Genomic DNA, 18,698 nt, shown 5'->3' on the forward strand with positions numbered 1-18,698 from the left:
AAGCGTGTGGTGGGGCTGCTGTGGGGCTATTCGTTGGCCCGCATGCGGCGGGTGCAGGCGCTCCTGAAGACGGCGATGGATCTCGCGACGAACGATCCGGAGCACAATAACGTTTGTGTCTGAAGACAGCGTGAACTGCTTGCTGCGGGCCTGGAACATGCGATAGTTTGCGCGTGTGGTGCACCGCCCCCTTCCCTCTATCGAGCCCAAGCCATGACCGACAAGCCCGCCTTCCCGCCGCCCGACGACACCCCCGCCGGTTTGCGCAAAGGCTTGACCCACTACGGCGACAGCGGCTTCTCGCTGTTCCTGCGCAAGGCGTTCATCAAAGGCGCGGGCTACACCGACGACGCGCTCGAACGCCCGGTAATCGGCATCGTGGACACCGGCAGCGCCTACAACCCTTGCCACGGCAACGCGCCGCAACTGATCGAAGCGGTCAAGCGCGGCGTCATGCTGGCGGGCGGCTTGCCGATGGACTTCCCCACCATCTCGATCCACGAGTCGTTCTCGCAGCCCACCAGCATGTACTTGCGCAATCTCATGTCCATCGACACCGAGGAGATGATTCGCGCGCAGCCCATGGACGCCGTCGTGCTGATCGGCGGTTGCGACAAGACCGTACCCGCGCAACTGATGGGCGCGGCCTCGGCCGGCATTCCCGCCATCCAGTTGATCACCGGCTCGATGCTGACCGGCTCGCATCGCTCGGAGCGAGTCGGCGCCTGCACCGATTGCCGCCGCTACTGGGGCCGCTTTCGCGCCGAGGAGATCGACGAGCATGAAGTCGCGGCGGTCAACAATCAACTCGTCGCCAGCGTGGGTACCTGCTCGGTGATGGGCACTGCAAGCACCATGGCCTGTCTTGCCGAAGCGCTCGGCATGACCGTGCCGGGCGGCGCATCGCCGCCGGCGGTCACCGCGGACCGCATGCGCATCGCCGAACTGACCGGCACGCATGCCGTGCGGATGGCGCATGCGCGCCTCACGGTCGATCAGGTACTCACGGCAAAGGCGTTCGAGAACGCGATGCGCGTGCTGCTGGCGATCGGCGGCTCGACCAACGGCATCGTGCATCTGAGCGCCATCGCAGGAAGGCTCGGTTTTGAAGTGGATCTGCAGGCGCTCGACCGTATGGGCCGCGAAACGCCCGTGCTGCTCGACCTGAAACCGTCCGGCCAGCATTACATGGAGGACTTCCACAAGGCGGGCGGCATGGCGACCTTGCTGCGTGAGCTGAAGCCCTTGCTGCATCTCGATGCCTTGACCGTCACCGGCCGCACGCTGGGCGAGGAAATCGAAGCGGCCGGGCCCGGCTTTACCCAGGACGTCGTGCGTCCGCTCGACCGGCCGATCTATCCGCAGGGCGGTATCGCCGTGCTGCGCGGCAACCTCGCGCCAGGCGGCGCAATCATCAAGCAATCCGCCGCCGACGCGAAACTGATGGAACACACCGGCCGCGCGGTGGTATTCGAAAACGCCGAAGAGCTCGCGCGCCGCATCGACGCCGACGATCTCGACGTGACCGCCGACGACATTCTCGTGCTGAAGAACATCGGCCCCAAAGGCGCGCCGGGGATGCCCGAGGCAGGCTACATCCCGATTCCGAAGAAGCTCGCACGAGCCGGCGTCAAGGATATGGTGCGCATCTCCGATGGCCGCATGAGCGGCACGGCGTTCGGCACGATCGTGCTGCACGTCACGCCTGAATCTGCCATTGGCGGCCCGCTCGCGCACGTGCGCAACGGCGACGCGATTCGCCTGAGCGTCGCGCAACGCGAGATCAGCCTGCTGGTGTCGGACGAAGAGTTGGCCCGGCGCGCAACCGAGCAGCCCGTCAACGTGCCGAGCGCGGAACGCGGCTATCTGAAGCTGTTTCTGCAAACCGTCACCCAGGCGGACCAAGGCGTCGATTTCGATTTTTTGCGTGCGGCCAGCCATCGCGGCACGATACCCAAGGCTTGAGTCACGCAGGGCAAACCCAAAATAATTAAGGTTTGAAGCAACCGCGGCGCCCTTCTTCATGGTTTGCGCTCACGCCGCAGCGCAGATTGTCCTGCTCCGTTCGAAACCAACTGTCTCTGTGAGAACGGCCACGCCATCGTGCAGAATGGGCGGGCATGCCCGCCGGCTGCGTGACGACGGTTGAACACGTCGTCCTGCCACCGCCCTTAACTGTCCCCGGAAACCCCGTTCCATGACTGCCAGCGCCTTCCTGTCGGCCAACGTGCTGCTCGCCTACACCGCCTACTTCATCGGCACGGCGAGCCCCGGCCCGAGCAATCTCGCCATCATGTCCCTCGCCATGGGATCGGGCCGAAAAGCCGCGTTTGCCTTCGCGCTCGGCGTGATGTCGGGTTCGTTCTCGTGGGCGCTGCTCGCCTCGCTCGGCCTGTCGGCGGTGCTCGCCACCTATTCGCAGTTGCTGGTGGCCGTCCGCGTGGTGGGTGGCCTTTACCTGCTCTGGCTGGCGTGGAAATCGGCCCGCTCGGCGCTCACGCCGCAAATGCCGCTCGCCAGCACGACACGCACGCCCGAGTCCTCGCAGCGGCTCTACGTGCGCGGCCTGCTGCTGCATCTCACCAACCCCAAGGCGATTCTGGTCTGGCTGTCGATCGTCTCGCTGGCCGTTCCGGCGAGCGGTGGCGCTTCGCACACCGCACCGGTCGTACTCGGCTGCATGGGGATCGGCGTGTTCGTGTTCAGCAGCTACGCCGTGCTGTTCTCGACCGACACCGCACGCCGCGTCTACGGCTCGATCCGGCGCTGGCTGGACGGCTCGCTGGCCGTGGTGTTCAGCGTGGCCGGCGTCAAGCTGCTGACGTCGCGCAATTAGCCAGCAACGCGCGGATTACCCGCGCGGTCTCGCCTTGCGCTACTGTGACGGGTATCGCACACGCGCAAGGCAAGCGGAAACAGCATGAGCAGTGAGGACCAGCAGGACACGCCGCCACCGTACTCGCCAGGACAGATTCGCCTCTATCTGGCGAGCGTCGCGATTCTTGTCGCGGGCCTGATCGGCGCCGCCGTCATCTACGCCACGGCGCCAGCCGAGGACCGTGCGGAACAGATCTACGGCGTCGCCAACAATCAGAGTTACATCCTCGAGCTGCAACGCATCGGCGGTACGGCCGAAGTCGTGATGGCCGAGTTTCATCAATGGTTCGACAGTCTCTGGCACGGCAAGCCGCTGGCCTATACGGTGGCGGCTTTATGCGCTGCGGCGGCAGCCGCGTGTTTTTTGGCGGCGCATACTCGGATCTTCGAGCCGGTGCACGAGCAGACTGACGATCAGGACCGTTAGCGCGGCGCACCGCGCCGTCCATGCCGATGCCACCGTGTTAGCCCTACACCTTGCAAGGCAAGCATGGCGACGACTCTCGCGCAAGTCTCCGATATCCACGTGTGCCCCGAAGGGACGCTCTATCAAGGCGTCGCGGATTCCAACGCGATGTTCGCGCAGGCAATCCAGACGCTCAATCACCTGCAGCCCGCGCCGGATCTGGTTCTGATCACCGGCGATCTGACCGAAGACGGCACCCCCGCCGAATACCGCATGCTGCGCCAGTTGCTTGCGGCGCTCGAGTTGCCGTATCGGGTGATGCCAGGCAATCACGACAATCGGCGCCATCTGCGCGAGGCGTTTCCTGAGCACACCTATCTGCCTGCCGAAGGCGCTCTGCACTTTGCCATGGACATCGGTGAGGTGCGTTTGCTGGCGCTGGATTCGACCGTGCCGGAACTGCACCATGGCGAACTGGATCGCGCGGCGCTCATATGGCTGGATCGGGAATTGACGGCTTGCCGCGGTCGTCGAGCGGTGGTCGCGATGCATCATCCGCCGTTTGCGACGGGGATTCCTTATCTGGACATCTATGGCCTGCGCAATGCGCAAGCCTTCGAGCAGGTACTGAGCGCGCACGATCACGTCGACCGCGTGATCGCCGGGCATGTGCACCGTTTGATGCACACACAGTTCGGCGGCGTGCCGGTCATCACCTGCCCTAGCACGGTCACGCAAATCGCCCTGCGCACCGCCGGCGACGCCGAACCCGCGTCGTTTCTCGAACCGCCGGCGCTGCTGCAGCACGTCTGGGCGGGCGGCCGTTGCGCCGTTTCGCACCTGACTTATATCGGGCAGTACGCGGGACCGTTTCCGTTCGCGTAGCGGCGCCGCCTCGCGCCACCCTCCCCGCTACATCACACCCTGGGTGCGCGGATCCGCCGGCACGCCGACCGCAGCCAGCGCCTCATGCAAGGTGCTGAAGATGCACGAAGCCTTGATGACCTCGGTGATGCCATGCCGGTCCATGTCCGAACGCAGATAGCGATTCACCCGCGCAAACACGACCGTGACGTTGCGCTGCGTCAGCGCCTCAAGCAGATCGGTCAGCGATCGCGCCGCCGAATAATCCAGATCCGTGATCGCGCTCGCATCGACGACGAACGTGCCCACCTTGCTCGGCGCCCGGTCGATCAACTGGCGCACGTCCTCGACGAAAAAGTGGTCGTTGGCATAGAACAGGTCGGCGCCGAACCGGTAGACGATCAAACCCGGCGCAGTCTGCGTGCCCGGCTTCGCGGGCACCGGCTGCCAGCGTCCGTCCGGCCCCGGCGACAGCATCATCGTATGCGGCCGGTAGCTGTGGCGCACGTGACGCAGCAGCGACAGCGCCACGGCAATCAGGATCCCATGCTCGACGCCCAGCACCACCACTGCAATCGCCGTGAATATGGCCAGCGTGAATTCCCCTGGGCTCTCGCGCCGGATCGCCAGCAGGCTTTGCACATTGATCAGCCCGATCGCAATCGTGAAGACGATGCCCGCCAGCACGCAGTGCGGCAGATACTGCAGATACTTGCTGAAGAACAGCAGCACCACGACCACCACGCCCGCAAACGCCACCTGGGCGATCTGACTGCGCGAACCGGCGCGGTCCGCCATCGCGGTCTGGGTCGGGCTGCCGTTGACGACGAATGCGCCGGAGAACGACGCCACCGTATTGGCGGCGGCCAGGCCGAGAATGTCGGCGTTCAGGTCGACCTCCTCGTGGTAACGCTGCGCGAACACACGCCCGGCGGCCGCGCTTTGCGCAACGATCATCACGAAGCAGGAGGCGGCCACCGGCAGCAGATCGAGGATCTGGCGCCAGCTCGCGTGCGGCAGTCGCAAGGGCGGCAGCCCTCCGGCGACAGGGCCGAGAATCGCGATGCCGTGCGTGGAAAACTGGTAGAGATCGCTAGCGGCGATGCCTCCCACCACGGCCAGCAACGGCACCGGCAGACGCGGCACAAAACGCTTGGCGCCGAGAATGCTCACCACGACAAGCAATGAAATGGCGAAGGTCGGCAGGTTGACCTGCCCGAGATGGCTCACGACCTGCTCCACCTGGCCCGTGCTGTGCGGCGAAGACACGGCAATGCCCAGCATGTCGCCCAGCATGGCGATGCCCACCTGCACCCCGACGCCGGCCAGAAAGCCGACCAGCACGGTGCGCGACAGGAAGTCGGCGAGGAATCCGAGTTTGAACACGCGGGCCACGAGCAGCAGCAGCGCGGTCAGCAAGGCGACCATGCCGGCAAGCGCGACGTATTCGCCGCTCGCGATCGGCGCCATGGTGGAGAGCTTGCTGGCGAAAATGGTTGCGGTCGCGGAGTCGGCGGCGACCACGAGATGACGCGAGGCGCCGAAGAACGCAAACGCCAGCAACGGCAGAAACACCGTGTACAGGCCGGTCACGGCCGGCATGCCGGCGATGCGTGCGTAGCCCAGTACTTGCGGAATATCCATCGACGCCAGCGTGATGCCGGCAAACACATCGCGCAGTGCGGCGGCGCGATTCAGCGGGAGGATGCCCTTCAATAGTCCAAAACGGGTGGCTAGTTTTTCTGGAGAGTCTTGCATGCAGGAATGCCGTCGCAATCAGGTGGGAATGCCGCATCCTGCCGCGAGTGGGCACTCCAATGCAAGACTCGATTGCCAACCGCACGGCAGGAACTGCAAAACCTGGGGCGTAAGGAGAGGCTGAACGGGCTCGATTGCCCTATAGCCGCACACCGCGCCGTTGGCCCGCAAGAACTAGCGTTTGAGTTGTCCGGTGAGGGGATCGACGATCCTCGCAAAGCCAAACAGAGCGGCAATCGCAAGCGGACAGGCAACCAGGAAAGTGACTAACATCTTTCACCCCGTAACAAATTATGCCCGGCAGTGTAAAGGATCGACCGTGCTTTTAAATCAGGTAAACCCCGCAAAACGCCGTCACACACGACGATAGCCGCACGGCTCCGCTCCCTGACCGACCTTACGCATCGCGAGGCTCGGCCTCCTTGAACGATAGGAGGCCTACAAAGCTTACCGGACCGAAAGCCGCCCCCTACGACGCGAGGGCGTAGGCACTACGCATGCTGCCGGCGACTCGCCCGGCGAGCCATCGACCCCATGCTCGCCCGCTCATAGAGGCGGACCGCCGAACCGCTCAAGCACCCAGGAATTCTGCCGATCGCCCCGTACACCTTATAATCGGGCATGACTCTATTCCCGCTCCAGGCCGCCCGCACTCAGGCAGCCACGCTCACGCGACCCGCCGTGCCCCGCTCCACCCCGCTTGCGTCCCCGTCCCCCTTTCAGGCGGTGGCCGCATGAAAACACCCAAACGTCTCGTTCCGCTCGTCGAAGAAGGCCTGATCGACGAAGTCATCAGCCAGTTGATGAGCGGCAAGGAAGCCACCGTCTACGTGGTGCGCAGCGGCGACTCGACCCGTTGCGCGAAGGTCTACAAGGACGCCAAACAACGCAGCTTCCGCCAGGCGGCCTCGTACCGCGAAGGGCGCAAGGTCAAGAACAGCCGTGAAGCACGCGCCCTCGAAAAAGGCAGCCGCTATGGCCGCGAAGTGCAGGAACAGCTCTGGCAAAACGCCGAGGTCGATGCGCTGTTTCGTCTGGCCAATGCCGGCGTGCGCGTGCCGCAGCCGTATATCTGCACCGACGGCGTCCTGTTGATGGAGCTCGTGACCGACGAGGACGGCAACGTCGCGCCGCGTCTGAACGATGTGGAGATGAGCGAGGCCCGCGCGGTCGAACTGCACGCCCTGCTGCTCAACCAGGTGGTGCGCATGCTGTGCGCCGGCGTGATTCACGGCGACCTGTCCGAGTACAACATCCTGCTGGCTGCCGACGGCCCGGTGATCATCGACCTGCCGCAGGCCGTGGACGCCGCCGGCAATCTCGAAGCCCCGGCGATGCTGGAACGCGACGTGGACAATCTCGCGACCTACTTCGGCCGCTTTGCGCCGCATCTGCTCAGCGCGAGCTACGGCAAGGAGATCTGGGCGCTGTTCGAAGGCGGCGAGCTCAATGTCGACGTGCAACTGACCGGACGTGTCGAACTCGACACCACGCCGGTCGATCTCGAGGCAGTGCTGCAGGAACTGGAGGACACGCGTCTCGACGAAGAAGCGCGCGTACGCCACGAACAGTCGCTGCGCGACGGCGCCTGACGCACGCGGGTTTCATCACGCTTTGGTGCGGCGGTTCGAGGCACCGCCTGCGGTCGCATGGCTTGCGTGGCCTACGCGGTACGTGCTCGCCTGAATAGCCGCGGCCGTTGCGGCGGCGCCGCCACCGAGGCCCGCATCGTCACCGTGACCGGAAACTCGCGAAAGATCTCCCACGCGGTGCCATAGCATTGATTCACCAGCCAGCGCACGGCGTTTTGCGTCAGGTCCGCGGTCGGAATATGCACCGAGGTCAGCGCGGGCGCCGCATAGGCCGCGGAATAATCGTCGTCGTAGCCGATCACCGAGACGTCGCCCGGCACCGCAACCCCCGCTTGCTGAAAGCGCGCGAGCGTACTCACCGCCATCGTATCGTTCGCGCAGAACACCGCGGTAAAGGGCCGTTCCGATTCGAGCAACGTCTGCGCCGCCGCATAGCCCCCTTCCGGCGAGAAGTCCGATTCGACCAGCGTCACGTCCTCCCGGTCGATGCCATGACGCGCCAGCTCCGCAAAAAAGCCGTCGATACGCGCCCGATTGTCCGAGGCGGTAAACGGCCCGGCAATCACCGCGATATCGCGATGCCCATGCTCGAGCAGGGTACGCGCGGCCAGTTCGCCGCCGCGCGCGTGATCCGCGCAAAACGAGGCCTCCGGCAGTTGCCCGAACATACGATTGAGGAACACCATCCGCGGATGCATCTTGTGCAGCCGGATCAGGTCCTCGTCATGCAGATCGTGACTGATCACGATCACGCCGTCGCAATCGCGGCCAATCAGAAACTCCACCGCTTCCAGGGCCTGCTCGCGCGGCGACGACTCGCCGCAACCGGTCGCCACCACCACATGACGGTGCACGGCGCGCAATTCGGTATCGGTCTGCTTGAGGATCGTGCCGTAGTACGAGCCGAAAAAAGTCGGCACGAACAGGCCGATCAGGCCGAGCGATTGCGCCGCCATCGCGCGGCCGATCGACGAAGGGCGGAAGTTCAGCGCCTCGATGGCGGCTTGCACGCGGCGCATGGCATCGGCCGATACCGGTCCTTTGCCGGAAATCGCCCGCGACGCCGTCGACATGCCGACACCCGCCAGTTCCGCCACGTCTTTCAGGGTTGCCACACAGACTCCATCAAACCAGGCCGTTCAGAGACGGGCGCCACTGGCCTCGTCGAACAACGAAATATGGGCGCTCTCGAGCGAAAAGGCACACGCGTCCCCTAACGCAACAGGCGACTTGTCCTGATCGATCGACGCGATCTGGGCGCCATGATAATCGAGCCAAATAACCCGGTGGTTGCCCATCGGCTCGACCAGCGAGACATTGCCGCGCTGCGCGAGATCCGCCCCGACCCGCACGTCCTCGGGACGCACACCGAGCACGCACGGCAGCGTGGTATCGGGCAGCGTCTTGAACGGATAGCGCGACACGTCGAGATCGAGATGCTCGCTGCGAAAGCGCATGCCCTCCTCGCGCCGCTCGAGGCGGCCCGGCAGCATATTCATCGCCGGCGAGCCGAGAAAGGTCGCGACGAACAGGTTGTCCGGCCGCGCGTAGACTTCGGCAGGCGTGCCGATCTGCTGGATCACGCCGCCGCGCATCACGGCCATGCGGGTGGCGAGCGTCATCGCCTCCACCTGGTCGTGCGTCACGTAGATCATCGTCGCGCCTAACCGTTGATGAAGCTGCTTCAGTTCGCGGCGCAACTCGGTGCGCAGTTTCGCGTCGAGGTTCGAGAGCGGCTCGTCGAACAGGAACACGTCCGCCTCGCGCACGATGGCGCGGCCGATCGCCACGCGCTGGCGCTGGCCGCCGGACAGTTGCGCCGGCTTGCGCTTGAGCAGCGGCCCAAGTTGCAGCATCTCGGAGGCACGCGTCACGCGGCGCTCGATCTCCGCCTTGGGCGTGCCGTTGATACGCAGTGCAAACGACAGGTTGCGCTCCACGCTCATGGTCGGATAGAGCGCATACGACTGGAACACCAGCGAGATGCGGCGGTCTTTCGGATCGGCCCAGGTCATATCCTGGCCGCCTATTTCGATGCTGCCGTCGGCAACGTCGATCAGCCCCGCAATGCTATGCAGCAAGGTGGATTTGCCGCAGCCGGACGGTCCGAGCAGCACCACGAATTCGCCCGCGTCGACATCGAGATCGAGCGCCTCGATGACCGTGTTCGCGCCCAGATCGATCCGCAGGTTACGAATCGACACGTTCGATACATTGGTCATGCTCTATCCCTTGACTGCGCCGGAAGCAATGCCGCGCACAAACCAGCGGCCCGAAATGAAGTAGATGGCAAGCGGCACCAGCGAGGTCAGGATGGTGGCCGCCATGTTCACGTTGTAGAGACGCTCGCCGGTGGTGGTGTTGATGATGTTGTTCAGTTGCACCGTCATCGGCAGGTTCTTGGTGCCCGCGAACACCAGGCCGAGAATGAAGTCGTTCCAGATGCCGGTGACCTGCATGATCACCGCGACCACGATGATCGGCGTGGACATGGGCAGCATCAATTGCAGGAAAATGCGCCAGAAACCGCCGCCGTCGATGCGTGCCGCCTTGAACAGCTCCAGCGGAATCGACGCGTAGTAGTTGCGAAACAGCAGCGTCATGATGGGCATGCCGAAGATCGTATGAATCACCACGATGCCCGGCAGCGAGCTGAACAGATGCACGCTCGCCAGCACACGCACCAGCGGGTAGACCATCACCTGCACCGGAATGAACGCGCCCATCAACAGGATCGCAAACAGCACCCCTGCCCCACGCGGCCGCCAGAACGACAGGGCGTAGCCGTTCACCGCGCCGATCGCGATGGACAGAATCGTGCTCGGCACCACAATGCGCACCGAGTTCCAGAAGCCGACCTGAATGCCGTTGCAGTCGAGCCCGGTGCACGCCGAGGCCCATGCATCGCGCCATGGTGCGAGCGTGAAATGCATGGGCAAGGCCAGCAGGTTGCCCATGCGTATCTCGGTCATCGGCTTGACCGAGGTCACCAGCATTACGTAAAGCGGCAGCAGGAAAAACAACGCTGCAGTGATCAGGAACGCGTACACGCCAAAACGCGCGGGGCTGAAGTGCGAGCGGCGTTTGCGGCCGGATCCGGCCGCGCGTCGCGCCACCGGGGCATCAACGGGCTTGGCAACTGAAGGGACCGTATTCATCAAACGTCCTTGCGCAAGGCGGCTCGGCTGCGCAGATAGAAGAACGGCGCGAGAATCGCCAGCACGGTGGTCAGCAAAACAATCGAGGCGGCCGAGGCAAGACCGATGTTGGCGCGGCCAAACAGATAGTCCATGATGAACTTGGCCGGCACTTCGCTCGCCGTGCCGGGGCCGCCCTGCGTCATCGCCACCACGGCGTCGTAGAGCTTGACCACCATCACGAACAGCAGCACGAATGCCGTGGACATCGAAGTCTTGAGCATCGGCACCACGATGCTCGCGTAGACCCGCCAGCGCGGAATGCCGTCGATGCGCGCGGCCTTCCAGATCTCGTCGTCGATGCCGCGCAGGCCGGCCAGCAACAAGGCCATCACGAGCCCGGACGCCTGCCAGACGGTGGCGATCACCAGCGTATAGACGACCCAGTCCTGATCGACGATCCAGTCGAAGCGCGCGTGCACAAAGCCGAGTCGATGCAACACCTCCTGCACGCCCAGCTCCGGATTGAGAATCCACTGCCAGACCAGACCGGTGGCGACGAACGACATCGCATACGGATACAGGAACACCGTGCGCAACGCGCCCTCGGCCACCACCCGCTGATCGATGAAGATCGCCAGCAGCAGGCCGATCACCATGCACGCGACGATAAAGCACGCCCCGTAGATCACGATGTTCTGCAGCGACACCATCCAGCGGTCGTTGTGGAACAGCCGTACGTATTGCGTCACGCCGGCGAAGTGGTCAGACGGAAAAGTGCGCGACCGCGTCAGCGAGACCCGTGCGGTCCACAGCATGGTGCCGAGGTACGCGAAGACCACCGTCGCCACCATCGGCAGTAACGCGATCCAGGCGGCCAGCGGCCAACGCCGTCCAAGCGGCTTCGACCGCCTGGACGGTCTTGACGAGGTGGAGGTCAGGCCGAGTGCGCGCATCGCGTGCCTAGCCCTTCAGTGCGCTGGCGAAGGCCTTTTGCGCATCGTCGGCCGACTCGTTCTTGTTCCAGAAGTTGGTGATGACGTCGGTCAACGCGCCCTGCAGGTCCGGCGAAATCAACATTTCCGGATTCGGCAACTGGCGCGACTTGTCCTTCATGATCGCAATGCCCTCCTTCGCGCAGATGTCGAGGCTGCTGGTGTCCACGTCGGGGCGGATCGGAATCGAGCCTTTCTTCGAGCTAAACGCCACCTGAGCCTCAGGCGAGGTCATGACGGTAGCGAGCAGGTTCTGCGCCTTGATGGCGTTGGCGTTATCGGTCTTCGGGAACACGAAGACATCGCCTGCCACCATGTACGGCGAGTGCGGACCGAAGCCCGGGAAGCAGCCGAAGTCCTTGCCGGCCACCTGATTGGCCGCCGAGAACTCGCCCTTCGCCCAGTCGCCCATCACCTGCATGCCGGCCTTGCCCGAAATCACCAGTGCGGTCGCGTCATTCCAGTTGCGGCCGGGCGAGCCCGCATCGACGTAGTTGTGCAGGCGCTTGAAGGTCGTCAGCACGTTCTTGAAGGCGGCCGAGTTGACCGCGTTCTGATCGTGGTCGCGATACACCTTCAGATAGAGGTCCGTGCCGCCCACATCGGCAAACACCGCGTCGAAGGTGATCTTCTCTTGCCATGCCTGGCCGCCGAGCGCGAGCGGAATGAGGCCGGCCGCTTTCAGCTTGTCGAGATCGGTGAACAGTTCATCGAAGGTCTGCGGTTCGCCTGCAATGCCGGCTTTCTTGAACGCGGCCTTCGAATAGAAGAACCAGTCCTGCATGTGGATATCGACGGGCGCGGCGTAAAAGTGCCCGTTGACCTTGATGGAGTCGAGAATCGACTGCGGGAAAATCGCGTTCCAGTTTTCCTTGGCGGCTACCGTGTCGACGTTGTTGAGCATGCCCTGATCGATCAGGTCATGAAACTGCTTCGAGGTGTTGAACTGCGCTGCAGTGGGTGGATCGCCGCCGACAATCCGGTTGATCGCCGTGGCGCGCGCCTGATCGGCGCCGGCCACCGCATTGTCGACCCACAGGCCGCCGGCCTTGTTATAGGCATCCGCGAACTGGCGGATCGCCGCGGATTCGCCGCCCGAGGTCCACCAGTGAATCACGTTGGCCTTCAACGGGTCGGCATGGGCAACCACACCATTGAGCGCGAGTGCCAGGGCAATAGCGCTCACGAGTTTCCTTCTGCTGTGCATTCCGTCTCCTCCAGGCTTTACGCCTTTGTTTCGGGTCGACATACCAACCAGCTCTGCCTGTTCACGCACGGGCACCCGTTGCGATGCCCCGGTTGCGTGACTCAGTTACGCAACCTCCGCTCCGCGAGAAACTTTGCGATCAATTCTGCACTGCGTTTGACGGTGCGTTTCTGTGTTTCGTAGTCGACGTGCACCACGCCGAAGCGCCGTTCATAACCGAACGCCCATTCGAAGTTGTCCATCAGCGACCAGACGAAATAGCCGCGAATATCGACACCCGCCTTGATCGCGCTATCCACCGCGGCAAGATGGCGCTTGAGAAAGGAAATGCGCTGCGGATCGTCGACGTGGCCTTCGACCACCTTGTCGTCCGACGCCATGCCGTTCTCGGTGATATAGATGGGCGGCAGGTTCGAGTACGTCTTGTCAAAGCCGATCAGCAGGTCGCGCAAGCCGTCCGGATGCACTTCCCAGCCCATCTGCGTGCGCTCCACGCCTTCCAGCGGGACTTCGGTAAAGCCATGTCCGCCGTCGCTTTCGACGTTGGTACGGAAATAGTAGTTGATGCCGAGGAAATCGAGCGGCGCCGCGATCGTCTTCAGGTCGCCGTCCAGCACCAGCGGTTCGGTGCCCGGCCAGAGTTCGAACAGATCTTCCGGATACGCGCCTTTGAGCAGCGGGTCGAGAATCCACGCATTGTGCTGCACCTCGAACAGATGCGCCGCGCGTTGATCTTCAGCGCTGGCGGAATTCGCCGTGCCGCGGCCGACGTTGGCGACGATGCCCTTCTGCGAAGCCGGATCGTTCGCGCGCAGCACCGGAATCGCCGAGCCGTGCGCGAGCAGCAGATGATGCATGGCCTGCGTCGCGAAGCGGCCGTTCGCGAGGCCCGGCGCGTGATGGCCGTTGCCGTAGCCCAGATAGGCCGAGCACCACGGCTCGTTGAGCGTCATCCATGCATCGACCTGGCCCGCGAGTTCGCGGCTCATCAGATCCGCATAATCGGCAAAGCGGTACACGGTGTCGCGATTGAGCCAGCCGCCGCGATCCTCGAGATGCTGCGGCAAGTCCCAGTGGTACAGCGTGACGAAGGTCTTGAGGCCCTTCTCCTTGAGGCGGGCGAGCAGCCGCTTGTAGAAGTCGAGTCCTTTCTGGTTCGGCCGGCCGGCTTCGTCCATGACGCGCGGCCAGGCAATCGAGAGACGGTACGCTTCGAAGTTGAGCGCCGTCAGCAGGTCGAAGTCGCCTTCCCAGCGATGGTAGTGATCGCAGGCCACCGCGCCGGTGTCGCCGGCGAGCACTTTGCCCGGAATCGCAGAGAAGGTGTCCCAGATCGACGGCAGACGGCCGTCCTCATGCACGGCGCCCTCGATCTGATAGGACGCGGTGGCCGCGCCGAGCAGAAACTGCTTGCGCCAGAGCGCGGAATCGGCCGCCGGCGAGAACGGGCCGCTGTTCAGGTCCTGGGATGGAGCGAATGTGTCGTATGCCACGGTTTCTCCTTTGTCGACCGGAGCGGGCGCTCTAGCGCTGACTCCGGTCCCATGCAAAGTGGTTACTGCGCGAGGTCGTTGAACCGGTCGAACCGGTTGGGCGGAAGCGGAGTGGAAGCGCTTCCACAAGACCTGCGAACGATAGCAGCGGCGAATTCCTTGCAGCAATCAGGGTTTGTCTGGATAGGGTGCGCAGGGGCGGCTGACGGGTCGGGACACGCTTGCCGCTATTCGTCTGCTGATGCAGCAGAACCGCCGGGCTTTGTGACATCACTCGACATAATTGAAGCGTGGAGTTCAAAACCTCATTCCCCCATACTCGCCTCTGCTGCCGGTGCACCTGCAAAACGCGCCTGGGACCAGCAGGTGTATCGCGCATGAATGAGATCGACGATGAATCAGCATCCTACGGTTTCGCAATCATCGGACGATACGTTTAAGCGAGTGACGACACAACCGTGTCAGGGACAGGATGAGCATGTTGAATTCAATTCGATTCGTAGCCCTTAAGAGTGCGCGTGGCGCCTCGGCAGCCGTGATAATTCTGTGCGCGTTGCTGGCCGGCTGTGCCGGCGGCGTCAGCAACGCCACCGCCTATTCGGCCCCGCCGCAAGTTCACCCGGATACCATTTACGTCTATTCGTTCGACAGCACGCCGGACCAGGTGAAGCTCGACACCGGCGGCGTGATCCAGAAAGTGACGTCGCAGTTCGACGGCGCGTCGGCCGCGCAAAAGCAGGCTCAGGAAGCGGCCGAAGTGCGCGAGCAGGTCGCCAACGGGATCGTGCAGCAGTTGCAATCCATGGGTTTGCACGCCATCCGCTCGGACGTCCCTGCCCCGGCGGATCAGAACGTTCTGCTCATACAGGGCAAGTTCGACACCATTGATTCGGGCAACCGCCGCCGTCGCATGCTGATCGGTCTCGGCGCAGGCAAGAGCGAACTCAGCACCTCGGTGCAGCTTCTGTACAAGCCTGCCGGCGGCGCGCCGCGGCTCGTGCAAAGTTTCGACGCCAGCGCGGACAGCGGCAAAATGCCCGGCATCGCGGAAACGGCTGGGGTGGGCGCAGCGGCCGGCCATCTGGCGACATCGGCGGCGGCAGGCGCCGGGTTGCATGGCGTATCGGAGACGACCCACGGCGGCGCAGCGGGCAATGCGAAGAAGCTGGCCGAGTCCATCGCAAAGCAGATCGCGCAGATCGGCAAAGCGCAGGGCTGGATGCCCGCCGAACGCACCAAGGGCTAGTCACACGGGTCGATGCGCCGGGTTCGGCAAGCGCATCGACCCTCCCACCACCACCGCATTTTTCCGCAAGGAACGCGGATTTTTGCGCGATGTTTACACCGAGGGGTCTACTCTAGTCACTGTGTTGAACAACCACAGCAACGACTACCCTCTCATGGCTCTCCCCCTGTCACTTCAAGTCTTCGACGCTGAACCGCAACGCCAGCAACCCGTCTCACGCCACAACGTCATCCCCTTCCCTTCGCCGCGCGTGCAGTTGCCGGTGACCCTCCTCGGCCTCTCTGAGGACGATGCGCGCACCCAACTCAAGACGCTGCTGCATTCGCCGCTGGGCGTCTATGTCGTCAGCACCGAGGTCGTGCGCGATCACGTGCACCTGAATCTGGACATCGCTCCCGATGACCTCGACTTCACGATGCACGCACTGATTACGACGCTTCCCTACGCCATGATCGGGCCGCTCAAGCGCCGCAACACCGGCAAGGAGACGCGTTAATCATGTATTCAGGCATCTGGTTGCCGCTCGTCACGCCCATGCGCAACGGTGAGGTGGATATCGACGCGCTCCAGCATCTGGCGGACTACTACTCGCGCACCGAGATCAGCGGCTTCGTCGCCCTGGGCACCACCGGCGAAGCCGCTTTGCTGTCGGAAACCGAGCGGGTCACCGTGTTGCAAGCCATCACCGACGTGGTCGGCGGCCGCTTGCCGGTACTGGTCGGAGTGGGCGGATCGGACACGCGTGAAGTCGTCCGCGAGCTTCGCCGCTACGAGCATTGGGATTGCGCCGGCTATCTGGTCTCGCCGCCGTCCTACATTTGCCCGGACCAGGCCGGCGTGCAATGGCACTTCGAACAGGTTGCGCTCGCAACCGACCGCTCGATCGTGCTGTACAACGTACCGCATCGCACCGGCGTAGCCATCGCGCCGGACACCGTCGCGCGCCTCACCGAGTATGACAACGTCGTGGCGATCAAGGAATGCGTGAAGGATCACTTCGACAAGCTGCGCAGCGTGCCGATCAGCCTGCTGTGCGGCACGGACGACGCGTTCGTCGACTGCATCAGCCAGGGCGGCGCCGGCGGCATTCTGGCCAGCGCCCATGTCTGCGCGGACCTGTTGATCGAAGTGCAGGCACTCGCGGAAAACCGGCTCGTCGAGCAGGCCCAGACGCTCTTCTCGAGCCTGCAACCGGTGCTGCGTCTATTGTTCTCCGCGCCCAATCCGTCTGCCATCAAGGCCATGCTGGCGTTCGATCATCCCATGACGGACGAAACGCGGATGCCGATTACGCGTGCTTCCGCTGAACTCGTGGCGCGTTTGAGCCAGGCTCGCGAGGCCCTGCAGGATTTACGTGCGGAGTTTGCCGGGGCCGGCCACTAATAACCACAAAAAAACCACAAAAAACGGGGCCCATCGCTTCAAGGTGATGGGCCCCGTTGGTTTTAGCGATGCAGAGCGACCCAGATTCGCTCCGCTTCAAACCGATCAAGCCGCAACGTACTCCACAAAAAGCTGGCACACCGCGTGCGCATCGTCGCAGGCATGCAGTTGCTCGCGGAACTGATGATCGCAGAAGCGTTCCGCCACATCCGCCAGCAGGCGCAAATGGGTCGTATTGGCCCACTTCGGTACGAGCAACGCGACGATATCGCTGACGGGCTTGCCATCCGGTGCGTCGAACGCAATCGGCGTAGCGGGCCGCACGTACAGCACCATGGCCTGGCGCAGCCCTTTGATCTGACCGTGCGGAACGGCGACACCCTGCCCGAGCCCCGTCGAGCCGAGCGCTTCGCGCGCCGCGAGTCCCGCGGTCACGGCCGCTGCCGGCAGCGCATAGCGTTGTTCGAAGAAACGACCCAGTTCGACGAACAGGGCCTCGCGGTCCGCCACCGCCAAACCGAGCAGCACGTGGTCGCGCGACATCAGTTGAGCGATCGCGCCGCCGGCGGTCTCGGCGTCGGCCTCCGCAACGGCTGTCTCATCCGCGGGGTCGGGCACGTTGACGCGCGGCGCGGACTTCGCATGCATCAAGCCGCGCCACACATCGGTGGGGGCGTCCGGCACTTCGAAGAGTTGACCGAGCTCTGCTGTGGGCGCAAGGTGCGCGACCCGCTGGATCGCGCCATTGACCGCCGTCTTCGGCATATAGAGCGACAGGCGCACGCGACCCGTTCCGGGCAGCGGCGCGACGCGGATGGTCCACGGCTGGTCGCCGCAGTCGCGTATGAGCGCCTGGCGTAACGGTGTGGCGTGTTGTGCGTCGAGCGTCACGTGCATCATCACGTTACGGCCCGCCGTGGCATGCGACCGGGGCCGAGCCGCGCTCTTGCCCGATCCGAGAAAAGCCCGCAGGCTCGTCATTGGGTGCGTCATGTCGCCCCTCGTTGCGTTAGCTTGATGTCAGGCTACACGAATTGGCGTCAAGCCCGCGTAAAAATCTTCGGCATGTGCCAACCGCTTTTCCCGTCGCGCTCACCACCTGCAAACGCGACCGGAGAAGCGGTCGAAGAGCATGCCGCCTGTCTCAGAGGCCGAGAATGCGCCGGGCTTCGAGTTCCGCCAACTCCAGCGCAGCGTCGGAGCTGCGCATGGGTCGGCCGCAGCCGCGTCCTGTGATCTGCTGCAGCGTTTTGCTGTCACGCGTAGTGGTCACACGAAGCGCGCCTTTGAACATCTGGCCCGGAGCGGGAAACACGCAGGCCTCTACGGTCATGTTTCCCTTGGTTTGTTTGAATGCCATACGATTCCCTATGATTAGTGTGCCGCGCCGTTGATCGCAAGACCTGCCGGCCGGGCTTCAAAGCGGTACTGAAGATGCTTGGGATAGTGCGGATCCAGTTCGCGCACAAGCCGGTCGATTTCCCGCCCAAGCTCGCCGCAGCCGTCAACTCCCAGCAACTGGGTGGCTTTCGCTATCCCCTCGCCGAATTTCTCGACCATGAGCGCCGCAAGTGCAGGCGTTTCCGCGCCCCGCGCGACATCGCTCTGGCGATTCTCCGCATAGCGCTGGATCTCCACGATCAAAGCCTTGATTTCGTCATTTTTCATTGCTTGCCAGCCTCTACTGTTTGCAGCCGCGCTGGAGTGCGGCCCGTACGACGCCACCGCCATTCCCGACGG

General features: G+C 63.8%; 18 protein-coding genes. 8 read left to right on the forward strand and 10 right to left on the reverse strand.

Features of this window, described 5'->3' with window-relative positions:
• Positions 1 to 213: 213 nt before the first annotated feature.
• The 4 genes from BUS12_RS12160 to BUS12_RS12175 all read left to right on the forward strand — a co-directional run bounded on the left by BUS12_RS12160 (position 214) and on the right by BUS12_RS12175 (position 4,168).
• Positions 214 to 1,965 (forward strand): IlvD/Edd family dehydratase, encoded by a 1,752-nt coding sequence (locus tag BUS12_RS12160; RefSeq protein ID WP_074295926.1) that lies wholly within the window; start codon positions 214 to 216, stop codon positions 1,963 to 1,965.
• 232 nt (positions 1,966 to 2,197) lie between these two features.
• On the forward strand, positions 2,198 to 2,836 hold the full coding sequence (locus tag BUS12_RS12165; RefSeq protein ID WP_074295927.1) for a LysE family translocator: 639 nt from the start codon (positions 2,198 to 2,200) through the stop codon (positions 2,834 to 2,836).
• Positions 2,837 to 2,920: 84 nt separating this feature from the next.
• On the forward strand, positions 2,921 to 3,304 hold the full coding sequence (locus tag BUS12_RS12170; protein ID WP_074295928.1) for a hypothetical protein: 384 nt from the start codon (positions 2,921 to 2,923) through the stop codon (positions 3,302 to 3,304).
• A gap of 63 nt (positions 3,305 to 3,367) precedes the next feature.
• Complete coding sequence (locus BUS12_RS12175) at positions 3,368 to 4,168, forward strand: phosphodiesterase (protein ID WP_074295929.1); 801 nt, start codon at positions 3,368 to 3,370, stop codon at positions 4,166 to 4,168.
• A 27-nt stretch (positions 4,169 to 4,195) separates the two neighbouring features.
• On the opposite strand, the gene BUS12_RS12180 is transcribed toward BUS12_RS12175, so the two are convergent.
• Entirely contained in the window at positions 4,196 to 5,905 is a 1,710-nt protein-coding gene (locus BUS12_RS12180) for a SulP family inorganic anion transporter (protein ID WP_074295930.1), read from the reverse strand.
• A gap of 734 nt (positions 5,906 to 6,639) precedes the next feature.
• On the opposite strand from BUS12_RS12180, the gene BUS12_RS12185 reads away from it, so the two are divergent.
• Positions 6,640 to 7,497, forward strand: a complete 858-nt coding sequence (locus BUS12_RS12185) for a PA4780 family RIO1-like protein kinase (RefSeq protein WP_074295931.1) — start codon at positions 6,640 to 6,642, stop codon at positions 7,495 to 7,497.
• 71 nt (positions 7,498 to 7,568) lie between these two features.
• Here BUS12_RS12185 and BUS12_RS12190 read toward each other — a convergent pair whose 3' ends face one another.
• The 6 genes from BUS12_RS12190 to BUS12_RS12215 form a co-directional block, all read right to left on the reverse strand.
• Positions 7,569 to 8,612, reverse strand: coding sequence for a LacI family DNA-binding transcriptional regulator (locus tag BUS12_RS12190; protein ID WP_074295932.1), 1,044 nt, complete (start codon positions 8,610 to 8,612; stop codon positions 7,569 to 7,571).
• Positions 8,613 to 8,636: 24 nt separating this feature from the next.
• Positions 8,637 to 9,719 carry an ABC transporter ATP-binding protein gene (locus tag BUS12_RS12195; protein ID WP_074295933.1) on the reverse strand — a complete coding sequence of 361 codons (1,083 nt, stop codon included), beginning with the start codon at positions 9,717 to 9,719 and terminating at the stop codon, positions 8,637 to 8,639.
• A gap of 3 nt (positions 9,720 to 9,722) precedes the next feature.
• The gene (locus tag BUS12_RS12200; protein WP_074295934.1) at positions 9,723 to 10,655 is read right to left on the reverse strand and encodes a carbohydrate ABC transporter permease; all 933 of its coding nucleotides are present in this window, start codon (positions 10,653 to 10,655) and stop codon (positions 9,723 to 9,725) included.
• Entirely contained in the window at positions 10,655 to 11,590 is a 936-nt protein-coding gene (locus tag BUS12_RS12205) for a carbohydrate ABC transporter permease (protein ID WP_074295935.1), read from the reverse strand. Before BUS12_RS12205 ends, BUS12_RS12200 begins: the two co-directional genes overlap by 1 nt.
• Before the next feature lie 7 nt (positions 11,591 to 11,597).
• Positions 11,598 to 12,836: an ABC transporter substrate-binding protein gene (locus BUS12_RS12210; RefSeq protein ID WP_074295936.1), complete on the reverse strand. Its 1,239-nt coding sequence runs from the start codon at positions 12,834 to 12,836 to the stop codon at positions 11,598 to 11,600.
• 101 nt (positions 12,837 to 12,937) lie between these two features.
• Positions 12,938 to 14,329, reverse strand: a complete 1,392-nt coding sequence (locus BUS12_RS12215; RefSeq protein ID WP_074295937.1) for a GH1 family beta-glucosidase — start codon at positions 14,327 to 14,329, stop codon at positions 12,938 to 12,940.
• Positions 14,330 to 14,807: 478 nt separating this feature from the next.
• Here BUS12_RS12215 and BUS12_RS12220 point away from each other — a divergent pair, with 478 nt between their 5' ends.
• The 3 genes from BUS12_RS12220 to BUS12_RS12230 all read left to right on the forward strand — a co-directional run bounded on the left by BUS12_RS12220 (position 14,808) and on the right by BUS12_RS12230 (position 16,958).
• Complete coding sequence (locus BUS12_RS12220; RefSeq protein ID WP_074295938.1) at positions 14,808 to 15,575, forward strand: DUF4410 domain-containing protein; 768 nt, start codon at positions 14,808 to 14,810, stop codon at positions 15,573 to 15,575.
• 154 nt (positions 15,576 to 15,729) lie between these two features.
• Positions 15,730 to 16,071: a hypothetical protein gene (locus BUS12_RS12225; RefSeq protein WP_074295939.1), complete on the forward strand. Its 342-nt coding sequence runs from the start codon at positions 15,730 to 15,732 to the stop codon at positions 16,069 to 16,071.
• Positions 16,072 to 16,073: 2 nt separating this feature from the next.
• A complete protein-coding gene (locus BUS12_RS12230; protein WP_074295940.1) occupies positions 16,074 to 16,958 on the forward strand; it encodes a 4-hydroxy-tetrahydrodipicolinate synthase family protein in 885 nt (294 codons plus the stop codon).
• 105 nt (positions 16,959 to 17,063) lie between these two features.
• Here BUS12_RS12230 and BUS12_RS37805 read toward each other — a convergent pair whose 3' ends face one another.
• The 3 genes from BUS12_RS37805 to BUS12_RS12245 all read right to left on the reverse strand — a co-directional run bounded on the left by BUS12_RS37805 (position 17,064) and on the right by BUS12_RS12245 (position 18,626).
• Positions 17,064 to 17,951 (reverse strand): PTS sugar transporter subunit IIA, encoded by an 888-nt coding sequence (locus BUS12_RS37805; protein WP_083640353.1) that lies wholly within the window; start codon positions 17,949 to 17,951, stop codon positions 17,064 to 17,066.
• A 151-nt stretch (positions 17,952 to 18,102) separates the two neighbouring features.
• On the reverse strand, positions 18,103 to 18,318 hold the full coding sequence (locus tag BUS12_RS12240; protein ID WP_074295941.1) for a hypothetical protein: 216 nt from the start codon (positions 18,316 to 18,318) through the stop codon (positions 18,103 to 18,105).
• 14 nt (positions 18,319 to 18,332) lie between these two features.
• Complete coding sequence (locus BUS12_RS12245; RefSeq protein ID WP_074295942.1) at positions 18,333 to 18,626, reverse strand: hypothetical protein; 294 nt, start codon at positions 18,624 to 18,626, stop codon at positions 18,333 to 18,335.
• Positions 18,627 to 18,698 lie beyond the last annotated feature (72 nt).

The organism is Paraburkholderia phenazinium (genome assembly GCF_900142845.1).
Taxonomy (GTDB): domain Bacteria; phylum Pseudomonadota; class Gammaproteobacteria; order Burkholderiales; family Burkholderiaceae; genus Paraburkholderia; species Paraburkholderia phenazinium_A.